This is a genomic window from Sinomonas sp. P47F7 (assembly GCF_049332655.1).
Lineage (GTDB): Bacteria > Actinomycetota > Actinomycetes > Actinomycetales > Micrococcaceae > Sinomonas.
This window is the reverse complement of sequence record NZ_CP186327.1, coordinates 2803709-2825788: the sequence shown is the minus strand read 5'-3', so window position 1 is coordinate 2825788 and position 22080 is coordinate 2803709. Positions and strand designations below refer to the sequence as shown.

The 22080-nt window shown below is 70.5% G+C and carries 23 protein-coding genes and 3 tRNA genes; 19 read left to right on the top strand and 7 right to left on the bottom strand.

Annotated features, from left to right (window positions below):
* Positions 1-40: 40 nt before the first annotated feature.
* Positions 41-268, bottom strand: a complete 228-nt coding sequence (locus ACOKR1_RS13170) for a hypothetical protein (RefSeq protein ID WP_422933474.1) — start codon at positions 266-268, stop codon at positions 41-43.
* Between the two features lie 206 nt (positions 269-474).
* Positions 475-1020, bottom strand: coding sequence for a hypothetical protein (locus tag ACOKR1_RS13165; protein ID WP_422933473.1), 546 nt, complete (start codon positions 1018-1020; stop codon positions 475-477).
* Positions 1021-1151: 131 nt separating this feature from the next.
* Between ACOKR1_RS13165 and ACOKR1_RS13160 the strand changes: the two genes are divergently transcribed.
* The 6 genes from ACOKR1_RS13160 to ACOKR1_RS13135 all read left to right on the top strand — a co-directional run bounded on the left by ACOKR1_RS13160 (position 1152) and on the right by ACOKR1_RS13135 (position 4738).
* On the top strand, positions 1152-1928 hold the full coding sequence (locus ACOKR1_RS13160; protein WP_422933472.1) for a fumarylacetoacetate hydrolase family protein: 777 nt from the start codon (positions 1152-1154) through the stop codon (positions 1926-1928).
* 67 nt (positions 1929-1995) lie between these two features.
* Entirely contained in the window at positions 1996-3507 is a 1512-nt protein-coding gene (gene gltX, locus ACOKR1_RS13155; protein ID WP_422933471.1) for a glutamate--tRNA ligase, read from the top strand.
* Positions 3500-4258 (top strand): HAD family hydrolase, encoded by a 759-nt coding sequence (locus ACOKR1_RS13150; protein WP_422933470.1) that lies wholly within the window; start codon positions 3500-3502, stop codon positions 4256-4258. The genes gltX and ACOKR1_RS13150 overlap by 8 nt, the downstream gene beginning before the upstream one ends.
* A 153-nt stretch (positions 4259-4411) precedes the next feature.
* Positions 4412-4483: transfer RNA gene (locus tag ACOKR1_RS13145), tRNA-Gln, on the top strand.
* A 48-nt stretch (positions 4484-4531) separates the two neighbouring features.
* Positions 4532-4604: transfer RNA gene (locus ACOKR1_RS13140), tRNA-Glu, on the top strand.
* 61 nt (positions 4605-4665) lie between these two features.
* Positions 4666-4738 (top strand) — tRNA-Glu (locus tag ACOKR1_RS13135).
* 140 nt (positions 4739-4878) lie between these two features.
* Here the strand turns inward: ACOKR1_RS13135 and ACOKR1_RS13130 are convergent.
* Positions 4879-5415: a DUF1697 domain-containing protein gene (locus ACOKR1_RS13130; RefSeq protein ID WP_422933469.1), complete on the bottom strand. Its 537-nt coding sequence runs from the start codon at positions 5413-5415 to the stop codon at positions 4879-4881.
* Between the two features lie 57 nt (positions 5416-5472).
* On the bottom strand, positions 5473-6192 hold the full coding sequence (locus ACOKR1_RS13125) for an IclR family transcriptional regulator (protein WP_415854614.1): 720 nt from the start codon (positions 6190-6192) through the stop codon (positions 5473-5475).
* A gap of 120 nt (positions 6193-6312) precedes the next feature.
* Here ACOKR1_RS13125 and leuC point away from each other — a divergent pair, with 120 nt between their 5' ends.
* From leuC to ACOKR1_RS13090, 7 genes are all read left to right on the top strand, one after another.
* Positions 6313-7743 carry a 3-isopropylmalate dehydratase large subunit gene (gene leuC, locus ACOKR1_RS13120; RefSeq protein ID WP_422933468.1) on the top strand — a complete coding sequence of 477 codons (1431 nt, stop codon included), beginning with the start codon at positions 6313-6315 and terminating at the stop codon, positions 7741-7743.
* A gap of 38 nt (positions 7744-7781) precedes the next feature.
* Positions 7782-8381: a 3-isopropylmalate dehydratase small subunit gene (gene leuD, locus ACOKR1_RS13115; protein ID WP_422933467.1), complete on the top strand. Its 600-nt coding sequence runs from the start codon at positions 7782-7784 to the stop codon at positions 8379-8381.
* 107 nt (positions 8382-8488) lie between these two features.
* Positions 8489-9817: a UDP-N-acetylglucosamine 1-carboxyvinyltransferase gene (gene murA, locus ACOKR1_RS13110; protein WP_422933466.1), complete on the top strand. Its 1329-nt coding sequence runs from the start codon at positions 8489-8491 to the stop codon at positions 9815-9817.
* Between the two features lie 74 nt (positions 9818-9891).
* On the top strand, positions 9892-10605 hold the full coding sequence (locus tag ACOKR1_RS13105; protein WP_422936642.1) for a lysophospholipid acyltransferase family protein: 714 nt from the start codon (positions 9892-9894) through the stop codon (positions 10603-10605).
* 50 nt (positions 10606-10655) lie between these two features.
* Complete coding sequence (locus ACOKR1_RS13100) at positions 10656-11699, top strand: NAD(P)H-dependent glycerol-3-phosphate dehydrogenase (RefSeq protein ID WP_422936641.1); 1044 nt, start codon at positions 10656-10658, stop codon at positions 11697-11699.
* 1 nt (position 11700) lies between these two features.
* Positions 11701-12861, top strand: a complete 1161-nt coding sequence (locus ACOKR1_RS13095) for a D-alanine--D-alanine ligase family protein (protein ID WP_422933465.1) — start codon at positions 11701-11703, stop codon at positions 12859-12861.
* 328 nt (positions 12862-13189) lie between these two features.
* The gene (locus tag ACOKR1_RS13090; RefSeq protein ID WP_422933464.1) at positions 13190-13684 is read left to right on the top strand and encodes a DUF805 domain-containing protein; all 495 of its coding nucleotides are present in this window, start codon (positions 13190-13192) and stop codon (positions 13682-13684) included.
* 142 nt (positions 13685-13826) lie between these two features.
* Here ACOKR1_RS13090 and ACOKR1_RS13085 read toward each other — a convergent pair whose 3' ends face one another.
* The gene (locus ACOKR1_RS13085) at positions 13827-14474 is read right to left on the bottom strand and encodes a DUF3515 family protein (RefSeq protein WP_422933463.1); all 648 of its coding nucleotides are present in this window, start codon (positions 14472-14474) and stop codon (positions 13827-13829) included.
* 73 nt (positions 14475-14547) lie between these two features.
* Between ACOKR1_RS13085 and ACOKR1_RS13080 the strand changes: the two genes are divergently transcribed.
* From ACOKR1_RS13080 to ACOKR1_RS13055, 6 genes are all read left to right on the top strand, one after another.
* The gene (locus ACOKR1_RS13080; RefSeq protein ID WP_422933462.1) at positions 14548-15564 is read left to right on the top strand and encodes a thiamine-phosphate kinase; all 1017 of its coding nucleotides are present in this window, start codon (positions 14548-14550) and stop codon (positions 15562-15564) included.
* A 34-nt stretch (positions 15565-15598) separates the two neighbouring features.
* Complete coding sequence (locus ACOKR1_RS13075) at positions 15599-16549, top strand: DAK2 domain-containing protein (RefSeq protein ID WP_422936640.1); 951 nt, start codon at positions 15599-15601, stop codon at positions 16547-16549.
* Entirely contained in the window at positions 16539-18773 is a 2235-nt protein-coding gene (locus ACOKR1_RS13070) for an ATP-dependent DNA helicase RecG (RefSeq protein ID WP_422933461.1), read from the top strand. The genes ACOKR1_RS13075 and ACOKR1_RS13070 overlap by 11 nt, the downstream gene beginning before the upstream one ends.
* A gap of 102 nt (positions 18774-18875) precedes the next feature.
* Positions 18876-19499, top strand: a complete 624-nt coding sequence (gene rsmD / locus ACOKR1_RS13065; protein ID WP_422933460.1) for a 16S rRNA (guanine(966)-N(2))-methyltransferase RsmD — start codon at positions 18876-18878, stop codon at positions 19497-19499.
* The gene (locus tag ACOKR1_RS13060; protein ID WP_422933459.1) at positions 19496-19933 is read left to right on the top strand and encodes a hypothetical protein; all 438 of its coding nucleotides are present in this window, start codon (positions 19496-19498) and stop codon (positions 19931-19933) included. Before rsmD ends, ACOKR1_RS13060 begins: the two co-directional genes overlap by 4 nt.
* On the top strand, positions 19930-20121 hold the full coding sequence (locus ACOKR1_RS13055) for a hypothetical protein (protein ID WP_422933458.1): 192 nt from the start codon (positions 19930-19932) through the stop codon (positions 20119-20121). The genes ACOKR1_RS13060 and ACOKR1_RS13055 overlap by 4 nt, the downstream gene beginning before the upstream one ends.
* Here ACOKR1_RS13055 and ACOKR1_RS13050 read toward each other — a convergent pair.
* Both ACOKR1_RS13050 and ACOKR1_RS13045 read right to left on the bottom strand, forming a co-directional pair.
* Positions 20118-20948: a spermidine synthase gene (locus tag ACOKR1_RS13050; protein ID WP_422933457.1), complete on the bottom strand. Its 831-nt coding sequence runs from the start codon at positions 20946-20948 to the stop codon at positions 20118-20120. The two genes, ACOKR1_RS13055 and ACOKR1_RS13050, sit on opposite strands and share 4 nt — an antisense overlap.
* Positions 20945-22057 (bottom strand): aminotransferase class I/II-fold pyridoxal phosphate-dependent enzyme, encoded by a 1113-nt coding sequence (locus ACOKR1_RS13045; protein ID WP_422936639.1) that lies wholly within the window; start codon positions 22055-22057, stop codon positions 20945-20947. Before ACOKR1_RS13045 ends, ACOKR1_RS13050 begins: the two co-directional genes overlap by 4 nt.
* Positions 22058-22080 lie beyond the last annotated feature (23 nt).

The following is a 22080-nucleotide window of genomic DNA, read 5'->3' as shown; positions in this document are numbered from 1 at the left end:
TGTCGAGCTCTTGGCCACCATCAGGTCGGCGACAATGGGGTTATTGCGGAGGCAAGAGTAGGCTCCTATTCCGCATCCCGAGCCACAGCGTCCAACGGTCGACGCGCTGGGTGACCAGCACCGAGTCGTGCCACGGATCGTCGGCGAGGGCCTCCGCTGCGGCTGCGGCGTCGGGCGCGGAGACGACGACGAGCGCGGGGCCGGCGTCGACGTCGTCTCCCAACGGACCCCCGAGGAGCACGACGCCGCGGCGGACGAGCTCATCCATGAAGGCCGCATGCTCGTCCCAGCCGTCTTGGGAACGGCGCCCGCGTTGTGCGTCCCACTCAGGGCCGCGGCCGAGAGTTATCAGGAAATGCGCCATGTCCTGACGCTACGGCGGGGCCCCACCGATGCCAACCTCCCAATCGCTTCCTCGGTCCAGCGATCGTCGGCGCCGTTCTCGCCGGCAGTGCTCCCTTGGGATAGTGCGGGTCATGACGCGATGTCGAAGATCGGCGTGGATACCGGAATATGGTCGCCTTCGTCCGAGGTCAAGCTATCGAGGGCCCATCCGCGATCGGTCCGCGTGAACGTTGCCTTCTCCTTCACTTTGTACTTCGTCGGCACGTCGCTTGGGCCGCTCGCCGCGGAGGCCAGGTACATCGTTCCCGTCTCCGTGAAATGAGCCTGCGCCGTATCCCCGGAGGTCGCCCAAGACTTCAACTCGACCTCTGATGACGCCTTGATATAGCTAAATCCGAAGCCTTTGAAGCCCTTCTTGGACTCCTGAATGTGTGCGACTACCCGCGCCCAGTTGGCCTTGAACCGATCGGTCGTACTGTCCGGGCTCAGCGTCGGCGGCGCCGTCGGAGTCTCGAGGCAGGCTTGGCTGCGGTCATTGACCGCGTGCCCGAGGATCGCCTCAATCCCCGCTGGTGTCGCCTCGGGTGCGCCGAGGAACATGCCGCCGCACGCCGTCGTCGTCAATGCCGCGCCAAGCGTCGCCGCGATGGCAAGCGTGCGCCGTCGAAGAGCCATGATCCCCCTGCCCAGACCCGTGCGCAGCCGAAAAGGGGAGCGCCACCGGTTCTGAAAGTGTTGCGGCACTTCGGGGCCCGGTCAAGGACCGCCGAGGTGGGGCGCAGGTGGTCCGCGATAGGGTGGGAGCCATGCGCATCGCCCGTTTTGTTGTTGAGTCCGAGCCCCTCTACGGCGTGGTCCAGGGTGATCCCGGCGAGGAGCAAGTGGCCGTCATCAAGGGCGACCCGTTCTTCCAGGGCATCACGCCAACCGGACAGGTCCATCGGCTCGAGGACGTGCGGCTCGTCGCGCCGATCATCCCGCGCAGCAAGATCGTGGGCATCGGGCGCAACTATGCCGACCACGCGAAGGAGATGGGCAACGATCTCCCGACCGAGCCAGCCATGTTCCTCGTCGCGAACACCGCCGTCGTGGGCCCCGGCGACCCCGTGGTGCTCCCGGAGTGGACCGACGAGGTCTCCTACGAGGGCGAGCTGTGCGTGGTCATCGGCCGGATCTGCAAGGACGTCCCGGCCGAGAAGGCGGACGACGTCATCTTCGGCTACACCGTGGGCAACGACCTCACGGCGCGCGACAAGCAGCGCGCGGACGTCCAGTGGGCGCGGGCGAAGTCTTTCGACACGTCGTCGCCGCTCGGTCCGTGGATCGAGACCGAGCTCGACCCAGAGGACCTCTCGCTCGTGACGCGCCTCAACGGTGCCGTGGTCCAGGACGGCACGACGGCGGACATGGTCTTCGGCGTGCGCGAGCTCGTCGCGGCCGTCTCGCGGGCGTTCACGCTGCTCCCCGGGGACGTCATCATGACGGGTACGCCCGCCGGCGTCGGGCTCGTGCAGGAGGGCGACCGCGTCGAGGTCGAGATCGAGGGGATCGGCACGCTGTCCAACCCCATCGTGCGCCGGTAGCGGGCCGCCCGCCCGTGGGCGGCCCGGCGCGGAGGGGGCTGCGCCTGCGCTTTAGAATGAGGTCACTATGACTTCCTCCGCCGCGCCCTCTGCTGCCATCCCCACGGTCACCCCGGACACGCCCGTGCGCGTGCGCTTCTGCCCGTCCCCGACGGGCACGCCGCACGTCGGCCTCATCCGCACGGCCCTGTTCAACTGGGCCTACGCGCGCCACATGGGCGGGACGTTCGTGTTCCGCATCGAGGACACGGATGCGCAGCGTGATACGGAGGAGAGCTACCAGCAGATCGTCGAGGCCCTCACGTGGCTCGGTCTCACGTGGGACGAGGGCATCAACGTGGGCGGCCCGCACGAGCCGTACCGTCAGTCTCAGCGCCTCGACATCTTCAAGGACGTCGCCGCGAAGCTCAAGGACGCGCGATTCCTCTACGAGTCGTACTCGACGCCCGCCGAGATCGAGGCGAGGCACCGCGCCGCGGGCCGCGACCCGAAGCTCGGCTATGACAACTCGGACCGCGACCTCACGGCCGAGCAGGTCGCGGCGTTCCGGGCCGAGGGCCGCGAGCCCGTGCTCCGCTTCCGCATGCCGGAGGAGGACGTCGTGTTCAACGACCTCATCCGCGGCGAGATCCGCTTCAAGGCTGGGAGCGTTCCGGACTTCGTCGTCGTGCGCGCTGACGGCTCCCCGTTGTACACGCTCGTCAACCCCGTAGACGATGCCCTCATGGGCATCACGCACGTGCTTCGGGGCGAGGACCTCCTCTCCTCGACGCCGCGCCAGGTCGCGCTGTACCACGCGCTCCACGCCGTGGGGGTCGCCTCCTACATGCCGCTCTTCGGCCACCTCCCGTACGTCCTCGGCGAGGGCAACAAGAAGCTCTCGAAGCGCGACCCGCAGTCGAACCTCTTCCACCACCGCGACCGCGGCTTCATCCCGGAGGGCCTGCTCAACTACCTCGCGCTCCTCGGCTGGTCGCTCTCGGCGGACGAGGACATTTTCACGGTCCAGCAGCTCGTCGAGAACTTCGACATCTCCTCGGTCCTGCCCAACCCCGCGCGGTTCGACCAGAAGAAGGCCGAGGCGATCAACGGCACCCACGTGCGCCTCCTCGAGGCCGGGGACTTCCGCGATCGTCTCGTTCCGTACCTGCGCGCCGCAGGCGTGGTGGGGGAGGCCCTCTCCGCGCGCGACGAGGAGATCCTCACCGAGGCAGCCCCGCTCATCCAGGAGCGCATCACGCTGCTCGGCGAGGCGCCCGGGATGATCGCCTTCCTGTTCGCCGCGGACTCCGCGATCGAGGTAGAGGACGACGCGCGGAAGGGCCTCCCGGAGAACGTCGCCGACGTCGTGGGCGCGGCTATTGCGGCGCTCGAGCCACTCGAGTCCTGGACGGCGGAGGCGATCCAGGACGCGCTCCGCGTCGCACTCGTCGAGGGCTTGGGCATCAAGCCGCGCCTCGCGTTCGGTCCTGTGCGCACCGCGGTGTCCGGCAGGCGTGTCTCTCCGCCCCTGTTCGAATCCATGGTCATCCTGGGCAAGGACTCGTCGCTCGCGCGGCTCAAGGCGTTCCGTGGCTGATCCGAGGCTGGCCCCGGTGGGAGCGACCGCTACGAGGCTCCCCGTCGCCGGGGTGCTGCTCGACATCGACGAGACGCTCGTGGACCTTGAGGGCGCCATGCACCAGGCCCTCCGCGAGGTGACCGCGCCCTACGCTGCTCTCACGGAGGCGGGCTGGGTGACGTTGTGCGACACTTTCGGGCGGCAGTCCGAGGACATCTACGACCGCTACGTCGCGGGCGAGATCACGTTCGCCGAGCAGCGCGTGCTTCGGGCGGAGCGTTCCCTCGCGGCAGTCGGTGCGGCATTCCCGGACGGCGCAGCCGCGGCCGCTTGGCTCGCCACTTACGAGACCGTGCAGCCTGGTTACGTCCGCGCGTTCGACGACGTCGTGCCGCTTCTCGATGCGCTCGATGCCGCCGGGATCGCGTACGGGGCGGTGAGCAACAATGTGCACGACTTCCAACGCGCGAAGCTGGACCAGGCTGGCTTGGCCCGGATCGGCGTCCTCGTGGGCATCGACGCGGTCGGCGCTGCCAAGCCCGATCCGGCGATCTTCCGGGAGGGCCTGCGCCTGCTCGGAACGTCCGCGGAATCCACGGTCTACATCGGCGACAACCCGGGGCACGACGTCGTCGGCGCCGCCGGGGCGGGCCTCCGCGGGATCTGGCTCAACCGCACGGGGCGCGAGCTCCCCGAGGACGTGGCCAACACGGTTACCGAGCAGATCGCGAGCCTCGGGGAGGTTCCGGCGCTCATCGGCCTTGCCTAGCAAGGGGTTTCTCGAAATGCGGCCCGCGAGGCCCGGCGTACCGCCTCTGCGATTTGGCAGCTCGGCTGGCGATCCAGTAGAGTAATTACTCGTGCTGAGGGGCACGGAGCGAATCGGACGGGCAGTTCGAGAGCCCCGGTCCGGATGACACCTTGGGATATGGTGTAATTGGCAACACTACGGTTTCTGGTACCGTCATTCTAGGTTCGAGTCCTGGTATCCCAGCTCCTGATGTCCGCGAGCGAGTGGCGGCTGACGGTCAGTAAAGTACGCGGCCCCATCGTATAGCGGCCTAGTACGCCGCCCTCTCACGGCGGTAACGCGGGTTCGAATCCCGCTGGGGTCACGAAGTTCGGCGGAATCTTCCGTCGGACTCGTTTATGCCTTCTTCGGAAGGCGCAGTGTGAGGCCCCATCGTATAGCGGCCTAGTACGCCGCCCTCTCACGGCGGTAACGCGGGTTCGAATCCCGCTGGGGTCACTGCAGAGAACACCCCCGGTCTTCGGACCGGGGGTGTTCCTCGTTTCGGGTACAGATAATCCGCCCCAACTTCGTCTCGGGGACGGCTGATCTGCCCCAGCCTCGTTTTGGGTACACATCATCTGGCGTACCCGAGACGGTCAGGGGAGTTTGGCGAGGGCGGCCTGGACCTTGAGCAGGGTGCGGAGATTCCGCGTCGTGGTCGTCGCCTTGAACTTCGCCTTGCCGGTGGCCTTGCCCATGGGGCTGTCGAGCGTTCCGCCGACGGGCGCGAGCCAGGCCGTCGCGACAGGGGAGAGGCGGGTGTGTTCGGTGCCGGATGCCGCCGCGAGATCCAACAGTTCGTCGAGCGCCGAGGGCTCCGTAGAGAGCGTCACGTACGTATGGGTACTGTCGTCGTCGGGAGGATACGGGCACGCGCCAACTGTTGCGTCGACGTCGTCCGCCGTCATGACGATGACCCACGCGTCGTAGCCGAACGATTCCCGCAGTGCGGTCTGGACGGCCTCCTTGAGATCGGCCGGGCCGAGCTCCGAGCTGAGTACGGCATTCCCGCTCGCGAGAAGCGTCGAGACGTCCTCGACGGGCAGTCGCGAGAGCGCGGCCTTGACTTCCGCCATCTTGAGGTTGATCCCGCCCACGTTGACCCCTCGGAGGAACACGGCGTAGGCAGTCACGGGATCTCCTGAGGTGGTGAGTGGGCGACGGCGGTTGGCGGGTGAGAAAAAAAGAGGTCAGTCGTTCGCTTTGCGGAGCGCCTCGGTGAGGAGCCGCGCCGCGCTGCAGACCACCTCAGCATGCTGACGGCCTGGCTGGCGGGTCAAGCGCTCGATGGGGCCGGAGATCGAGACCGCGGCGATGACGCGACCGGACGGACCGCGGACCGGCGCCGAGACCGAGGCGACCCCCGGCTCGCGTTCGCCGAGCGACTGAGCCCAGCCCCGCCGTCGTACGCCGGCCAAGACGGTCGGCGTGAAGCGCGCGTTGTTGAGCCCCTCGAGGAGCCGGTCGTGGTCCTCCCACGCCACGAGGACCTGCGCCGCCGAGCCGGCCTTCATGGTGAGCTGCGTCCCCACGGGGATCGTGTCGCGCAGGCCCACGGGGCGCTCGGCAGAGGCCACGCACACGCGCCAATCCCCCTGGCGGCGGAAGATCTGGGCGCTTTCACCCGTCGCGTCGCGCAACTGGACGAGAATGGGACCGGCGGCGGCGATGAGCCGGTCCTCGCCCGCGGCCGAGGCGAGCTCGACGAGCCGCGAGCCGAGCACGAACCGCCCCTGGATGTCGCGGGCCACGAGCCGGTGGTGGACGAGGGCGAGCGCTAGCCGGTGCACGGTGGGCCTGGCCAGGCCCGTGGCCGCGACGAGCTGCGCGAGCGTGGTCGGGCCAGCCTCGAGCGCATCGAGCACCATCGCGGCCTTGTCGATCACGCCGACGCCACTAGAATTGTCCATAGGTTGATATTGCCGTCTCAATATCTGAGATGCAAGTCGGCAGAGTGGCCACAGTTCGGGCGGCCTGCTGGACTGGTGGAGAGGCGCCGACGGCGCGCACAGAATCGAAGGGAGCTGGCCATGGGACGCACTCTGGCCGAGAAGGTCTGGGACGCGCACGTGGTGCGCAAGGGCGAAGACGGCCAGCCCGACCTCCTCTACATCGACCTTCACCTCGTGCACGAGGTGACGTCCCCGCAGGCCTTCGAGGGGCTCCGCCTCGCGGGCCGCCCGCTGCGGCGCCCCGACCTCACGATCGCGACCGAGGACCACAACACCCCGACGTTGGACATCGACAAGCCGATCGCCGATCCGACGAGCCGCACCCAGATCGACACGCTGCGGGCGAACTGCAAGGAGTTCGGCGTCCGGCTCCACTCGCTCGGCGACAAGGAGCAGGGGATCGTGCACGTCGTCGGGCCGCAGCTTGGCCTGACCCAGCCGGGACTCACGATCGTGTGCGGCGATTCGCACACGTCCACGCACGGCGCGTTCGGCGCGCTCGCCATGGGCATCGGCACGTCCGAGGTCGAGCACGTCATGGCCACCCAGACTCTGCCGCTCAAGCCGTTCAAGACCATGGCGATCACGGTTGAGGGCACGCTCAAGCCGGGCGTGAGCTCGAAGGACATCATCCTTGCGGTCATCGCCAAGATCGGCACGGGCGGCGGTCAGGGCTACGTGCTCGAGTACCGCGGCTCGGCGATCCGCGCGCTCTCGATGGAGGCGCGCATGACCATCTGCAATATGTCGATCGAGGCCGGCGCCCGCGCGGGCATGGTGGCCCCGGATGAGACCACGTACGCGTTCATGCAGGGCCGCCCGCACGCTCCCGAGGGCGCCGAATGGGACGCCGCCGTCGAGTACTGGAACACGCTGCACACCGACGAGGACGCCGTGTTCGACGCCGAGGTCTTCCTCGACGCGGACGAGCTCGAGCCGTTCGTCACGTGGGGCACCAACCCCGGCCAGGGCGTCTCGCTCTCCGAGGCCGTCCCGGACCCCGATTCGTTCGCGGACGAGAACTCGAAGGCCGCGGCCCGCCGCGCCCTCCAGTACATGGACCTGGCCCCGGGCACAGCGATGAAGGACATCCGAGTGGACACCGTGTTCCTGGGCTCGTGCACGAACTCGCGCCTCGAGGACCTGCGCGTGGCGGCGGACATCATCCGCGGGCGGCAGAAGGACCCGAATGTGCGCATGCTCGTGGTGCCCGGCTCGGCCCGTGTGCGGCTCGAGGCCGAGGCGGAGGGCCTCGACCGCGTGTTCAAGGAGTTTGGCGCCGAGTGGCGGTTCGCCGGGTGCTCGATGTGCCTCGGCATGAACCCGGACCAGCTCGCCCCCGGCGAGCGCTGCGCGTCCACCTCGAACCGCAACTTCGAGGGCCGCCAGGGCAAGGGCGGCCGCACCCACCTCGTCTCTCCCATCGTCGCCGCGGCGACGGCCATCCGCGGCACGCTCTCGTCGCCGTCGGACCTCGATCCCGTCCCTGCTGCGACGACCGCCGCCTGAGCCGCCGGCTCTCGGCCACCAAGAATACGGAGAAAGCCATGGAGAAGTTCACCTCCCACACCGGCATCGGCGTCCCGCTGCGTCAGAGCAACGTCGACACCGACCAGATCATCCCGGCCGTGTTCCTCAAGCGCATCACGCGCACGGGCTTCGAGGACGCGCTCTTCGCGAGCTGGCGCAAGGACGAGCAGTTCATCCTCAACCAGGAGCCGTTCAGCCACGGGTCGGTGCTCGTGGCAGGCCCGGACTTCGGCACGGGTTCGTCGCGCGAGCACGCCGTGTGGGCGCTCAAGGACTACGGCTTCAGGGCCGTGCTCTCGTCGCGCTTCGCGGACATCTTCCGGGGCAACTCGGGGAAGCAGGGCCTGGTCGCCGCGGTCGTGGCCCAGGACGACATCGAGCTCATCTGGAAGGAGCTCGAGAACCACCCCGGCACGCAGATCACGGTGGACCTCGAGTCCAAGACCGTCACGTGCGGGAACCTTGTGGCCCCGTTCGAGATCGATGACTACACGCGCTGGCGCCTCCTCGAGGGTCTCGACGACATCGGGCTCACGCTCCAGCACGAACCCGAGATCGCCGCCTTCGAGGCCGCACGGCCCTCCTTCAAGCCCACCACCCTCCCGGCTCGCGGCTGATACAGCCCGTGGCCCGGGGATTCGCCGGGCCACGGAGGAGCTTCTATGCTTAGCAGGGTCCGTGCCCGGGCCGGTGGGGGCAGGCGAGCAGTGAGGAACCAACGCATATGAGCAGTGTCCTGACCATCCGCGGCGGCGTGCCGCTCTCGGGGCGGGTGACCGTCCGGGGAGCCAAGAACCTCGTACCGAAGGCCATGGTCGCGGCCCTGCTGGGCGACGAACCCTCCGTCCTCCGGAACGTCCCCGACATCAAGGACGTCGAGGTCGTGACGAGCCTCCTGCGGCTGCACGGCGTCGAGGTCGTGCGGGACACGGCAGGCGGCGACCTCACGCTGGACCCCGCGAACGCGCGCACCGCGCACGTCGCGGACATCGACGCGCACGCGGGCGATTCTCGCATCCCGATCCTGCTGTGCGGGCCCCTCATCCACGCGATCGGGGAGGCGTTCATCCCCGACCTCGGCGGCTGCCGGATCGGCGACCGCCCGATCGACTATCACCTGGGAGTCCTGCGCCAGTTCGGCGCCGTCGTCGACAAGCGCCCCGGCGGCATCAGCATCTCCGCGCCCAAGGGGCTCAAGGGCGCGAAGATCTCCCTCCCGTACCCGAGCGTCGGCGCCACCGAGCAGGTCCTGCTCAGCGCGACCAAGGCGGACGGGATCACCGAACTCACGGGAGCGGCGATCGAGCCGGAGATCGTGGACCTCATCGCGGTCCTGCAGAAGATGGGCGCGCTCATCTCGGTCCAGTCGGACCGCACCATCCGGATCGAGGGCGTCCCCTCGCTCGGCGGCTACACGCACACTGCCCTCCCGGACCGCAACGAGGCGGCGTCGTGGGGCTGCGCGGCTCTCGTGACGAAGGGGGACATCTTCGTCGAGGGCGCACTCCAGCGGGACATGATGACGTTCGTCAACACGTTCCGGAAGCTCGGCGGCGGCCTCGAGATCCGCGACGACGGCATTCGCTTCTTCCACAGGGGCGGCAAGCTCGAGCCCCTCGTCGTCGAGACCAACGTGCACCCGGGCTTCATGACCGACTGGCAGCAGCCGCTCGTCGTCGCGCTGACCCAAGCCGAGGGTGTCTCGATCGTCCACGAGACCGTCTACGAGAACCGCTTCGGCTTCACGGAGGCGCTGCGGCGCATGGGCGCGACGATCCAGGTCCACCGCGAGTGCCTCGGGAGCGTCCCGTGCCGTTTCGGGCAGCGCAACTTCCTCCACTCGGCCGTCATCTCGGGCCCAGCGGAGCTCAAGGGGGCCGAGTTCGACGTGCCGGACCTCCGGGGCGGGTTCAGCCACATCATCGCGGCGCTCGCGGCGGAGGGCACGTCCCGGGCGACGGGCGTGGACGTCATCAAGCGCGGCTACGAGCATTTCACCGCCAAGCTCGAGGGTCTCGGCGCCCAGTTCGATCTCGAGGAGGATGCCGCGTGAGCCGACCGGCCAAGGCGGAGTCCCTCGGGGAACGCGTCGCGTTCGCGATTGCCGGGGGCGTGGTGCGGCCCACCATGAACGCGCTCCTCGGAAAGAAGTGGCTCGGTGCGGAGCGGCTGCCGGAGGGCGGGTTCATCGCGTGCCCCAATCACTGCACGGAGATCGATCCGCTCGTAGTGGGCCACATGCTCTACAACCTCGGCCGGCCCCCACACTTCCTCGCGAAGGCGGGCCTCTTCAAGCCGCCCGTCCTGGGCCAGATCATGCGCGGCACGAAGCAGATCCCTGTGGACCGCAGCGGTGCGGGCGCCGGACAATCGCTCGAGATCGCGCGCGAGGTCCTCGACGAGGGCGGCGCGATCCTCATCTACCCCGAGGGCACGCTCACACGCGACCCGGGCCTGTGGCCCATGAGGGGGCACACGGGCGCGGCCCGGCTCGCGCTCAAGACGGGCGCGCCCGTGGTCCCGATCGCCCATTGGGGCGCGCAGGAGCTGTTCCCGCGGTACGCGAAGCGCCTCCACCTATGGCCGCGCAAGCGCGTCCGCGTGCTGATCGGCGAGCCCGTGGATCTGAGCGAGTTCGCGGACCGGCCGCTCGACAAGACGACGCTCGTGGCGGCGACGGAGAAGATCATGTCCGCGATCACGGAGCTCCTCGCAGAGCTGCGAGGCGAGGAGGCGCCGGCCGAGCGCTGGGACCCCTCGGCGCACCAGCAGACCACGCACGGCCGCGACGTCGAGCGCGGCTCGAAGGGCACGACGCACGACGGCGGGATCCCGGCGTGAGCGCTGACGTCGCCGCCGTCGGGCGCGTCCCGGCGACCAACCCGGGCACTGTGCCAGCCAGCGAGACGCAGCCCGAGCTCACGAGCATCGCCGTCTTCGGCGCCGGAAGCTGGGGCACGACGTTCGCGAAGGTTCTCGCGGACGCGGCGGCCGCCCGCGGCGTCGAGCGCAGCATCCGGGTGTGGGGACGCAACCCCGAGACGATCGCGGACATCAACCGGCACCGGAACCAGCGGTACCTCGGCGACATCGAGCTCCCGGAGACCGTCACGGCCACGACCGATCCGTCGGAGGCCCTCGCGGGCGCGCAGCTCGTGGTGTTCGCGGTGCCCGCGCAGTCCCTGCGCGGCCAGCTCGAGACGTGGCGCGCGCTGATCCCCTCCGACGCCGTGGTGATGTCCCTCATGAAGGGCCTCGAAGTCGGGACGGACCTGCGCATGAGCGAGGTCATCGCGGAGGTGGCCGGGATCCTCCCGGAGCGCATCGCCGTGCTCTCGGGGCCCAATCTCGCGATGGAGATCGCCCGCCGCGAGCCGACCGCGTCCGTCGTCGCGTGCGCGGACCAGGCGCTCGCGCTGCGGATCGCGCGCGCGTGCACGGCGCCGTACTTCCGGCCGTACACGTCCACGGACATCGTGGGCGCCGAGATCGGCGGAGTGGTCAAGAACGTCATCGCGCTGTGCGTCGGCATCTGCGAGGGCAAGGGCATGGGGGACAACACGAAGGCCTCGGTCATTACGCGTGGCCTCGCCGAAACGACCCGCCTCGCGGTGGCCCTCGGCGGCGACGCCCAGACCCTGTCCGGCCTCGCGGGGCTCGGCGATCTCGTCGCGACGTGCGCGTCCAAGCTCTCCCGCAACCACACCGCCGGGACGCTCCTCGGCCAGGGCTACAGCGTCGACGAGCTCGGCCAGCACATGACCCAGATCGCCGAGGGCATCAAGTCGGCCCCCGCGGTGCGCGAGCTCGCGCGGCGGGTCGGCGTCGAGATGCCGATCACGGAGGCCGTGGTCGGCGTGCTCGCCGGGAAGGTCGGGGTCGACCAGCTTGAAACCCTCCTGCTCGCGCGGGAGCTCAAATCGGAAGGCGAATAGCGTGACCAACCCTGCAAGCCCTGAGCGCACGGGATCTGAGCGCAGCGGCCCCGGGCGCAAGGTCCGCGTCGCGCTCCTCTTCGGCGGGCGCTCGAGCGAGCACGCCGTGAGCTGCGTGACGGCCGCGGGCGTCATGAACGCAATCGATCTGGACAAGTACGAGGTGCTTCCCATTGGTATATCCAAGGACGGCCAGTGGGTCCTCTCGAACGGCGACTGGCAGCAGTGGGCGCTCAACTCTGGCGAGATGCCCGAGGTCCAGGCCGGCAGCGAGACCGTGAGCCTCGCGGGCGGTCCCGGCCGGCCCGGCCTCGTGGTCACCCGGCCCAACGAGGTGCCGCGCGAGCTTGGCGATGTCGACGTCGTGTTCCCACTCCTGCACGGGGCGTTCGGGGAGGACGGAACGGTCCAGGGGCTCCTCGAGCTCGCCGACGTCCGCTACGTGGGCGCGGGAGTTCTCGCCTCCGCCGTCGGGATGGACAAGCACTTCATGAAGGTCGCGTTCGCGGCCGCAGGGCTCACGGTCGGTCCGTACGTCGCGGTGTCCGACAAGGAGTGGCGCCGAGACCCCGAGGGGGTGCGCGCCGCCGTCGAACGCCTGGGGTACCCGGTCTTCGTCAAGCCGTGCCGCGCGGGTTCCTCGGTGGGGATCACGCGCGTGGAGGGTCCCGAGGGCCTCGATGCGGCGCTCGCGGAGGCGCGCCGGCACGATCTGCGCATCGTGATCGAGGCGTCGATCGTGGGCCGCGAGATCGAGTGCGGCGTGCTCGAGGGGCACGGCGCGCAGCCCCCACGGACCTCGCTCCCGGGCGAGATCGTGGTGCAGGGCGATTCCCACACTTTCTATGACTTCGAGGCGAAGTACGTCGAGGACAACGCCGCCGCGCTCAGCTGCCCCGCCGATCTGCCCGACGAGGCGATCGCGCGCGTGCGGGAGCAGGCCGCGCGGGCGTTCGACGCCGTCTCCGCCGAGGGCCTGAGCCGCGTGGACTTCTTCTACACGCCGGAGGGCGAGCTCGTGATCAACGAGATCAATACAATGCCCGGGTTCACGCCGATCAGCATGTATCCGCAGATGTGGGCCGCGACCGGCCTCTCGTACCACGATCTCATCGACGAGCTCATCCAACTCGCGCTCGAGCGGCCCACGGGTCTGCGCTGAGCCGCCGAGCCGTCTAGCCGCCTAGCCTGAGGGCCCTGCCGGCCGCCGCCGGGGCGAGGCTGCGGCGGGGGCGCCCTGCGCGCTCGCGCGGCCGTCCAGTGTGCCGCGCGGCCGTCTGTTGTGCGGCTTGGCCGTCCCTTGACGGCTCAACCGTCGGTCATGCCGGACGGTTGTGCCTCTCCGCGACGGTCATGAGGCAAACAAGACGGTCATTGGGTATCTGCTTGGCTGAAGTTCGTCAATGTGGAACCGGTCTGGTGGGGGTGCCGTTCGTGCGGGTCGGCTAGGATGTGCCCGTTTGGAGACCATTCGTCACAGGGGTACCGCAGTGAGCTTTCCGCAGCATCCGCAGGACCAGGCCTACGCGGCGCCGACCCAAGGCGAGCCGCCGCTGTGGGCGCCGTTCTATGGGGCGAGCCCGGTGCAGGCGATCGGGCGGTTCTTCGCCAAGTACGCGGTGTTCCACGGCCGGGCGAGCCGGGCCGAGTACTGGTGGATGACGCTGGCCTACGCCATCGTCTGGATCATCGTCGAAGTGCTCGCATTCGCCCTCGACGGCGCGTCACGCAATTCCACGGGCCCGGGCTTCGCGATCCTGAGCTATGTCTTCCTGGCCCTGTTCCTCGGCACGATCGTGCCGAACCTCGCGGTCACGGTTCGTCGTCTTCACGACGCGAACCTCAGCGGATGGCTCATGCTCCTCCTCCTGATCCCGTTCGTTGGGGGCACCGCCGTGCTCGTCCTCACGCTCCTGTCCCCGAACCCTGCCGGGCAGCGCTTCGACCGCCCGACCGCTCTCCGTCAGGGCGAACCGGGCGCGTAGCGGAGGGCGCCACGTCAGGCTGGGGCTTCGCGCCTTCGGGTGCTCGCACTGTGATACCTGTTGGATGCCGTCGGACCACGGCGACGAAGACCACTGTCACCTGGCTCAATAGACGGTTTCTTCTGCGGCCCGGCGAGGGGCGTCAGCCCTTCGGCAGCTGGGCCACCTCGGCCTGACCCACGCACTTCGCGGTCTGCGGGACCTTCGCGACCGCCGACGCTAGCGTCGCGAGAACTGTGGCGGAGCTGATCTTCGAGCTGTCCAAGAGCAGCTCCGTCGCGGGCGAGCGGCCGAACGTCGTGAGGATGAAGGTCCCGTTCTCCCCGTCCGCGCCCTGGGCGGACGCCGAGGGTGACCCGGACACCGAGGGCGATCCGGACGCCGAGGGTGAAGGGAGCGGGCCGGCGCCCGAGGTCGCGCCGCCGCTCGGGCGGGTGGACGCGGAGGCCGACGACGACGGGCTCGCCTGCCGGATGACCCAGTCGACGCCGTTCACGGTCACGCAGCGGTCCGTCGTGGGTCCCGGCGACGAGACGCCGCACCGAAGCACGACGGCGGAGGGGTCGCCCCACGCTGCGGTCGCCTGGCTCGTCGTCTTCCGCAGGGCCGCGTCCCCGATTGAGTCGGGGAGCGCGATCATCTCTGGCGCGCACGCGGGATTCGCGGCGTCCGACGCGGCCTCGACGGATACGGGGGCGCTGCACGCGCTGAGCGCAGCGGCGAGGGCGAGGGCCGGCGCAAGCGCTGAGGCGCGCGCGAGGGCTGCGGCGCGCGGACGGCTGCGGGGCATGGTCCTCCTCGGGACGGATTCGGGGGTGCCGGGGGAGAGCCCACGGCCGATTCAAGCCTACTAGGCTGGGACCGTGCCCACGTTGTCCCCGCCACCGACGGTCGGCGAGCTGAGCGAGGGGGAACTCCTCGCACGGATCCTTCCCCGCCTCGCTGGCGGCCCGCCCGCCCTGCTCGGTCCGGGCGACGATGCCGCCGTCGTCGCCGCGCCCGACGGGCGCGTTGTCATCACGACCGACACCCAGACCCAGGACGCCGACTTCCGGCTCGAGTGGCCCAACGGCTACCGGCATACGGGACGCGACGTGGGCTGGAAGGCCGCCGCGCAGAATCTGAGCGACGTCAATGCGATGGGTGCCGTTGCGACCGCGATCGTCGTGAGCCTCACGCTCCCGCCATCCACGCCCGTCGCCTGGGTCGAAGGGCTCGCCGAAGGGCTTGCGGAGGCCGTGAGCGCGCTCGGCGCGACCCGCTGCGCCTTGGCCGGCGGGGATCTGGGCCGCGGGCGCGAACTCTCGATCACCGCGACGGTCCTCGGGAGCCTCGACGGCCGTGAGCCGGTGCTGAGAAGCGGCGCCCGCCCGGGGGACACGCTTGCGGTCGCGGGTGCGCTCGGCCCCGCCGCCGCGGGTCTCGCCCTCCTCGAGCACGGACCTGCCTACGGTTCGCTCGAACCCACCCTCCGGGAGCTTGTGGGGCGGCAGTGCCGCCCGGTCCCTCCGCTCGAGGCCGGACCCGCAGCCGCGCGAGGCGGCGCGAGCGCGCTCATGGACCTCTCCGACGGGCTCCTCCGCGATGCGGACCGCCTCGCGGCCGCGAGCGGCGTGCTGCTCGACCTCGATCCAGCGGCCCTCGCGGCGCATGCCGAGCCGCTCCGATTCGCTGCGGAACTCCTCGCCGTGGACCCTCTCGAATGGGTCGTGAGCGGCGGCGAGGACCACGGACTTCTCGCGGCGTTCCCCACCGCAGCACAGCTTCCGCACGGGTTCGCTGCGATAGGCTCGGTCTTGCCCGCCGTCGGCGGGAAGCCCGGGGTATCCCTGGGTGGGCGCCCGGCGGCGACGAGGGGATGGGACCACTTTGCCAGCTAACAACGCTGCGAAGCCCGCGTCCAACGCGGCGGCCATGCGCCGCTGGCTGGGCCTGGCGGAGACCGTGCTCGCCAATCACAGCGACCGGCTCAACGCGATCAACATCTTCCCCGTGCCCGACGGCGACACCGGCACGAACCTGTACCTCACCGCGCGGGCCGCGGCCGAGGCTGCCGCCGAATGCGACAGCTCCGATCTGGGCACCGTCATCGGCGCCGCGGGCCACGCCGCCATGGAGGAGGCCCGCGGCAACTCTGGGACGCTCTTCGCCGTCTTCCTCGACGCGTTCGCAGTGCCGCTCGCGGGACAGTCGCGGCTGAGCGGCCCGCTCCTCGCCGAGGCCCTGCACCGCAGCAGGATCCGCGCCTGGTCGGCTCTGAGCGAGCCCGTCGAGGGCACCATGCTGTCCGTCCTCGCCGCTGCGGCTGACGCGGCGGCCGGCGCGAGCTCGGGACCGGACGCGGCCGCGGACAAGCCCCACAGCAACGCGACGCTCGCACGGACCCTCGACGCGGTCGTCGACACCGCGATCGCCGCCGTCGTCGACACCGAAGGCCAGCTCCCGACCCTTCACGACGCGAACGTCGTCGACGCCGGCGCCGTCGGCCTCCTCCTGGTCCTCGGCGCGCTGCGCTCAGCCGTGCTCGGTGTCGGGCTCGCCGAGCCGATCCTCGACGCGCTGCACGGCTTCGATGTCCAGGATCCCCACATCCACGCGACGCAGCCGCCCGCCCAAGGGGTCGAGCTCATGTGCACCATCACGCTGAGCCCCCTGGACGCAGCCGGTCTGCGCCACCGGCTCGATGAGCTCGGCGAATCCGTCATCATGAGCCCGCTCGGGCCGCTCGACGAGGACTCGGGCTGCGTTCGCTGGCGGGTCCACGTGCATGTTCTCGATCCGGAGGGCGCGCTCGCGGAGATCCGGCGCCTCGGCGAACCCGAGCGCATCTCGCTCACCGAGCTGCACTCCGACCATGCGGGCTGAGCGGAGCACAGGGCTCGACCGGGTCATCGGCGCGCGCAGCGGCAAGAAGTTCGCCGAGCAGCTCGGCATCGCCACGGCCGGCGAGCTCCTAGGACATTTTCCGCGCCGCTACCTCGCGCGCGGCGAGCTCACCCCGATCCGCGAGCTTCCGTTCGACGAGGATGTGACGCTCATGGCGCAGGTGGTCTCGTCCTCGACGCGCCGTATGAACACGCGCAAGGGCAGCATCACCGAGGTGCTCGTGAGCGACCGGCCCGGACAGACCAACGGGCCGAGCACGCTCTCGCTCACGTTCTTCAACGGCGTCAAGGCGTCACGGCAGCTCACGCGCGGCGTGGTCGCGATGTTCTCGGGCCGCGTGGGGATGTACCGCGGGCGCCTCCAGCTCACCAACCCGATCTATGAACTGCTCGACCCAGAGGAGCTCGACGCCGAGGCCGCTGCGAAGCTCGCGGGCCGGCCGATCCCGGTCTACCCGGCTACGGCCGCGATCCCGAGCTGGACGATCGCGAAGGCCATGGGGACTGTGCTCGGCGCCCTCGATCTCAGTTCGGTTCCCGAGTCGCTCCCCGAGCGGCTGCGCCGCAAGTACCGCCTCCCGTCAGCGGCCGAGGCCTACCGCATGATTCATGTGCCCGAGAACGACGCGGAGTGGCGCATCGCGCAGGAGCGCTTCCGCTTCGAGGAGGCCCTCGTGCTGCAGACCGCGCTCGCGCGACGGCGGGCCCAGCACGCGGCCCTTCCGTCCCGCCCGAGCCCGGCCCGGCGGGGTGGCCTGCTCGACGCCTTCGACCGCGGTCTCCCGTTCGAGCTCACGGCGGGCCAGCGAGACGTCGGCGAGGTCTTGGCCCGCGAGCTCTCCCAGCCCCACCCCATGAACCGGCTGCTGCAGGGCGAGGTCGGCTCGGGCAAGACCGTCGTGGCCCTCCGCGCGATGCTCCAGGTCGTGGACGACGGCGGGCAGGCCGCGCTTCTCGCGCCCACCGAGGTCCTCGCCTCCCAGCACTACGCGTCGATCCGCGCGACGCTCGGACCGCTCGTGCGCGAGGGTCTCCTCGGCGGGGCCGGGGACGACGGCGTCGAGGTCGCCCTGCTGACAGGCTCGCAGTCGGCGGGGGAGAAGAAGCGCAACCTCCTCGCTGCCGCGAGCGGGCAGGCCGGGATCGTGGTCGGGACCCACGCGCTCCTGTCCGAGCACGTCCAGTTCGCGGATCTGGGCCTCGTGGTGGTCGACGAGCAGCACCGCTTCGGCGTCGAGCAGCGCGACGCCCTCCGAGCCAAGAGCCTCGCGACCCCGCATCTGCTCGTCATGACGGCCACGCCGATTCCCCGCACGGTCGCCATGACCGTCTTCGGCGACCTCGAGACCTCGGTCCTCCGCGAGCTCCCTGCGGGCCGCTCGCCGATCGCGACGCACACGGTCGGCCTCGTCGAGAACCCCTCGTGGGAGCGCCGGATCTGGCAGCGTGCGCGCGAGGAGGTCGACGCCGGGCGGCAGGTCTACGTCGTGTGCCCCACGATCGGAGCGGGGGCCGGGGACGAGGGCGACCTCGATGAGCTCGACGCCGCAACGTGGGGAGGGAGTGCCCTTGCGGCTCCCGAGCAGCTCCAGGCCACGTCCGTCTCGGAGACGGCCGAGCAGCTCGCGACCGAGCCGGCGCTCGCCGGTGTCGAGGTGGGGGTCCTCCACGGGCGGCTCGACACCGAGGCCAAGGCGGCCGCGATGAGGCGGTTCGCCGCGGGGGAGACAGGCGTCCTCGTGGCGACGACGGTCGTCGAGGTTGGCGTCGATGTCCCCAACGCGACGCTCATGGTGATTCTCGACGCGGACCGCTTCGGGATCGCCCAGCTCCATCAGCTCCGGGGGCGCGTGGGGCGCGGCGGGCACGCCGGCACGTGCCTCCTCGTCACCCGGCTCGAGCCCGGCCACCCGAGCCGGGAGCGGCTCGAAGCGGTCGCGGCGAGCACAGACGGCTTCGAGCTCGCCCAGCACGATCTCGAGTTCCGCCGCGAGGGGGACATCCTCGGCGCGAGCCAATCGGGCCGTCGCTCGACGCTGCGGCTCCTGCGTGTGCTCCGCGACGGGGACGTCATTGCGCGCGCCCGCGAGGACGCCCTCGAACTCGTCGCGGATGATCCCGAGCTCGAGCGGCACCCCGAGCTCGCGGCTGCGATCGCGGACTACCTGGACCCCGAGCGAGAGGTGTTCCTCGAGCGTGGCTGAGCCCCGGGAGTCCGGACGGACTGAGACAGCGTGGAAGGCCTGGAGGACGTGGAAGGCCTGGAGAGCGCGAAAGCCCGAGGGAGAGCGGAAAGGGAGCGTGGCATGACCCGGATCATCGCCGGAATCGCGGGAGGCGTCCCACTCGCTGCGGTGCCGGGCTCGGCGACAAGGCCCACGACGGACCGAGTCAAGGAAGCCCTGTTCTCGCGCCTCGACGCGCTTGGCATGCTGTCCCGCGCGCGCGTGCTCGACCTCTACGCGGGCTCGGGCGCGCTCGGCGTCGAGGCGGCGAGCCGCGGCGCATCGACGGTCGAGCTCGTCGAGTCGGACGCCAAGGCAGCCCAGGTGTGCGAGCGCAACGCCCGGACCGTCAACGAGGCCGTGAGTCGCCGCGCGGTCACGGTGCGGCGGTCGAAGGTGTCAGCTTTTCTCGAGAAGGTTCCACCAGGTGCCCACTGGGACCTCGTGCTCATGGACCCGCCATACCCGCTCGGCGAGACCCAGCTCGCCGAGGTGCTCGACGCCGTCGCCTCGCGCCTCGCCCCGGACGCGCTCGTCGTCGTCGAGCGCTCGGCCCGCTCGCCTGAGCCGGCGTGGCCCGCCGGGCTCGCCCACTACGCGGACCGCAAGTATGGCGAGACGCACCTCTGGTTCGCCGAGCCGGCCATGCCGGTAGGCCCCGACGGCACAGAAATGTCAGGCCCAGCCCCTAGCGTGGAGGCATGAGGATCCTCGAACAGGTCGCCGCCGCGAGCGCCCAAGACGTTCCGCAGTGGTGGCAGATCGTGTCCTCGTTCGCCCCCGTGGGGACGTTCGCCACGGCGGTCGTCGCGGCGATCGTGGGTCTGTGGACGCTTCGGCAGCGCGCGCAGGCCGACAGGCGTGCCGAGTTCTGGCGGCGCACGGAATGGGCGCTCGAGGCCACCGTGAGCCCGGATCCGCAGATGCAGGCCATCGGGACCGAGCTCCTCGCGACGCTCGCGCGGAGCGAACTCGTGGCGAGCGACGAAGAACTCATGTTCCTCGACGCCGTCTGGCTCGAACCCATTGCCGAGGCCGCGGAGGCCTATCTCGACAATGAGCTGGGCCTCGAAGAGGATCCGGACCATACTGGAGGGGACGGTCCGGCGGTCGGGCCCGAGGAAGCGGAGGAGCGATGAGCCACGAGGGGGCCCCACTGACACCGAAGCACGCGGGCGTGTCCCGCTTGCCCGTGCGGCGCCCGGGCGCCGCCGACCGTCGCGTCCAGATCGCCGCCGCGAAGCTCCGCGTGGCCCTCGACGAGCGCCTCAACCGCGAGACGCCCGAGTGGGTCAAGCGGCTCGCCGAACAGCGCCTCGCGAGCTAGTCGGGCCGGTTGCCGGGCACGGGTCCGGCGAGCGAATCCAAGTCGACGCCACGGCGCAGCGCCGTGGGATGCGGCCCGGCCGCGACGAGCGCGCCGGACCATTCGGCGGGCCACGGGGCCAGGAGGCCGACCGCCACCAAATTGCCGGGGAACCTCGCCTCGAACATGTCAGGCTCGCTGAGCGCCGCGACCTCGGAGAAGACCGTGCGCATGGCCGCGAGCTGGGACCGCACGAGGGTCAGCGGCGGGTCGTCGCCGATGTTCACGAGCATCGCCCCGCCCGGGGTCAGAAGCGCAGCGGCCTCCGCATAGAAGTCCCGATGTGCGAGATGGCTCGGCGCCCCGGGCCCTGAGAAGACGTCGAGGACGATCGCGTCGAACGGCGCCCGGTCCGCGAGGCTCGCGAGCTCCCAGCGCGCGTCGCCGATGCGGGTCTCAAGGACGGTCCCTGTGGCGAGGGGCAGCTGGTCGAGCACGAAGCCGAGCAGCTCCCGCTCGAGCTCGACGGCGACTTGCGGCGAACCCGGTCGGGTCGCCTGGACGTAGCGCGCGAGCGTGAGCGCCCCCGCGCCGAGATGCAGGACGCGGAGCGGCTCGCCCGGGGGCTTGAGCAGATCGAGCACGTTCGCGATGCGCGCGAGGTACGCGTAGAAGACGTGCCCCGGCGCGGCGAGGTCCACGTGGGACTGCTCGGCACCGCCGATCGCGAGCACGTACGCCCCGGGCACGAGGCCATCCGGGACGATCGTCGCGTGGGTGCCCACACCCGCGAGGTACCGGCTCGCGCCGGGGCGAGTCCCGCCGTCGTCCGCGCGGCCGCTGCTCACACGAGCCCGCCGAGGCCCGCGAGCCGAACCGCCGCCTCGTGGAGCACGTCCTCGCGCTTGCACAACGCGAAGCGCAGGAGCGAGCGCGTGCGCTTGGCGCCCTCGTCGTGGCAGAACACCGAGACCGGGATCGCCGCGACGCCCACGAGCTCGGGGAGGCGCCGCGCGAGGTCAAGTGCGTCGTCGAAGCCGATCGACGCCGTGTCGGCGGTGATGAAGTAGGTGCCGTCCGGGAGGTACACCGTGAGCCCCGCTCGGCGGAGGCCGTCGGCGAGGATGTCGCGCTTTCGCCGCAGCGCCGCCGCCGCGCCCGTGAAGAACTCGTCGGGGAGCCCGAGGCCGAGCGCGACGGCCTCTTGGAACGGCGTGCCCGAGCTGTACGTCGTGAACTGCTTGACGGTGCGGACGCGCGCGACGAGCTCCTCGGGGCCCGTGACCCAGCCGATCTTCCAGCCCGTGAAGGAGAACGTCTTGCCGGCGGAGGAGATCGTGAGCGTGCGCCCGGCCGCGCCGGGGATCGTCGCGACCGGAACGTGGGGTGGGCCGAAGACGAGGTGTTCGTAGACCTCGTCCGTGACGATCACGGCGTTGTGGCGCTCCGCGAGCTCGACCACGCGCTCGAGCACGTCGCGGCCGAACACGGCGCCGGTGGGATTGTGCGGGTTGTTCAGGATCACGAGCCGCGTCCGCGGGCCGAACGCGGCCTCGAGTTCGTCCGGATCGGGCTGGAAACGCGGTGCGTGCAGGGGAACGGTCACGTGGTTGGCACCCGCGAGCGCGATCATCGCGCCATACGAATCGTAGAACGGCTCGAACGTGATGACGTCGTCGCCCGGCTCGGCGAGCGCGAGGACGGCCGCGGCGATGCCCTCGGTCGCGCCGGTCGTGATGAGGACCTCGGCCTCGGCGTCCGGCTCGAGCCCGTAGAACCGCGACTGATGCGCCGCGACCGCGCGCCGGAGTACGGGGAGGCCCTTGCCCGGCGCGTACTGGTTGGAGCCGGTCGCGATCGCGTGGCGCGCGCCGTCCTTCATCTCCTCGGGGCCGTCTTCGTCCGGGAAGCCCTGCCCGAGGTTGATAGCCCCGGTCCGGACGGCGAGCCCCGTCATCTCCTCGAAGATCGTCACGCCGA

Coding starts and splice junctions, on each gene's coding strand:
- ACOKR1_RS13170 (WP_422933474.1), bottom strand. CDS start 268: ATGGATGAGCTCGTCCGCCGCGGCGTCGTGCTCCTCGGGGGTCCGTTG.
- ACOKR1_RS13165 (WP_422933473.1), bottom strand. CDS start 1,020: ATGGCTCTTCGACGGCGCACGCTTGCCATCGCGGCGACGCTTGGCGCG.
- ACOKR1_RS13160 (WP_422933472.1), top strand. CDS start 1,152: ATGCGCATCGCCCGTTTTGTTGTTGAGTCCGAGCCCCTCTACGGCGTG.
- gltX (WP_422933471.1), top strand. CDS start 1,996: ATGACTTCCTCCGCCGCGCCCTCTGCTGCCATCCCCACGGTCACCCCG.
- ACOKR1_RS13125 (WP_415854614.1), bottom strand. CDS start 6,192: ATGGACAATTCTAGTGGCGTCGGCGTGATCGACAAGGCCGCGATGGTG.
- leuC (WP_422933468.1), top strand. CDS start 6,313: ATGGGACGCACTCTGGCCGAGAAGGTCTGGGACGCGCACGTGGTGCGC.
- leuD (WP_422933467.1), top strand. CDS start 7,782: ATGGAGAAGTTCACCTCCCACACCGGCATCGGCGTCCCGCTGCGTCAG.
- murA (WP_422933466.1), top strand. CDS start 8,489: ATGAGCAGTGTCCTGACCATCCGCGGCGGCGTGCCGCTCTCGGGGCGG.
- ACOKR1_RS13105 (WP_422936642.1), top strand. CDS start 9,892: ATGAACGCGCTCCTCGGAAAGAAGTGGCTCGGTGCGGAGCGGCTGCCG.
- ACOKR1_RS13085 (WP_422933463.1), bottom strand. CDS start 14,474: ATGCCCCGCAGCCGTCCGCGCGCCGCAGCCCTCGCGCGCGCCTCAGCG.
- ACOKR1_RS13075 (WP_422936640.1), top strand. CDS start 15,599: ATGCGCCGCTGGCTGGGCCTGGCGGAGACCGTGCTCGCCAATCACAGC.
- ACOKR1_RS13070 (WP_422933461.1), top strand. CDS start 16,539: ATGCGGGCTGAGCGGAGCACAGGGCTCGACCGGGTCATCGGCGCGCGC.
- rsmD (WP_422933460.1), top strand. CDS start 18,876: ATGACCCGGATCATCGCCGGAATCGCGGGAGGCGTCCCACTCGCTGCG.
- ACOKR1_RS13060 (WP_422933459.1), top strand. CDS start 19,496: ATGAGGATCCTCGAACAGGTCGCCGCCGCGAGCGCCCAAGACGTTCCG.
- ACOKR1_RS13055 (WP_422933458.1), top strand. CDS start 19,930: ATGAGCCACGAGGGGGCCCCACTGACACCGAAGCACGCGGGCGTGTCC.
- ACOKR1_RS13045 (WP_422936639.1), bottom strand. CDS start 22,057: ATGACGGGGCTCGCCGTCCGGACCGGGGCTATCAACCTCGGGCAGGGC.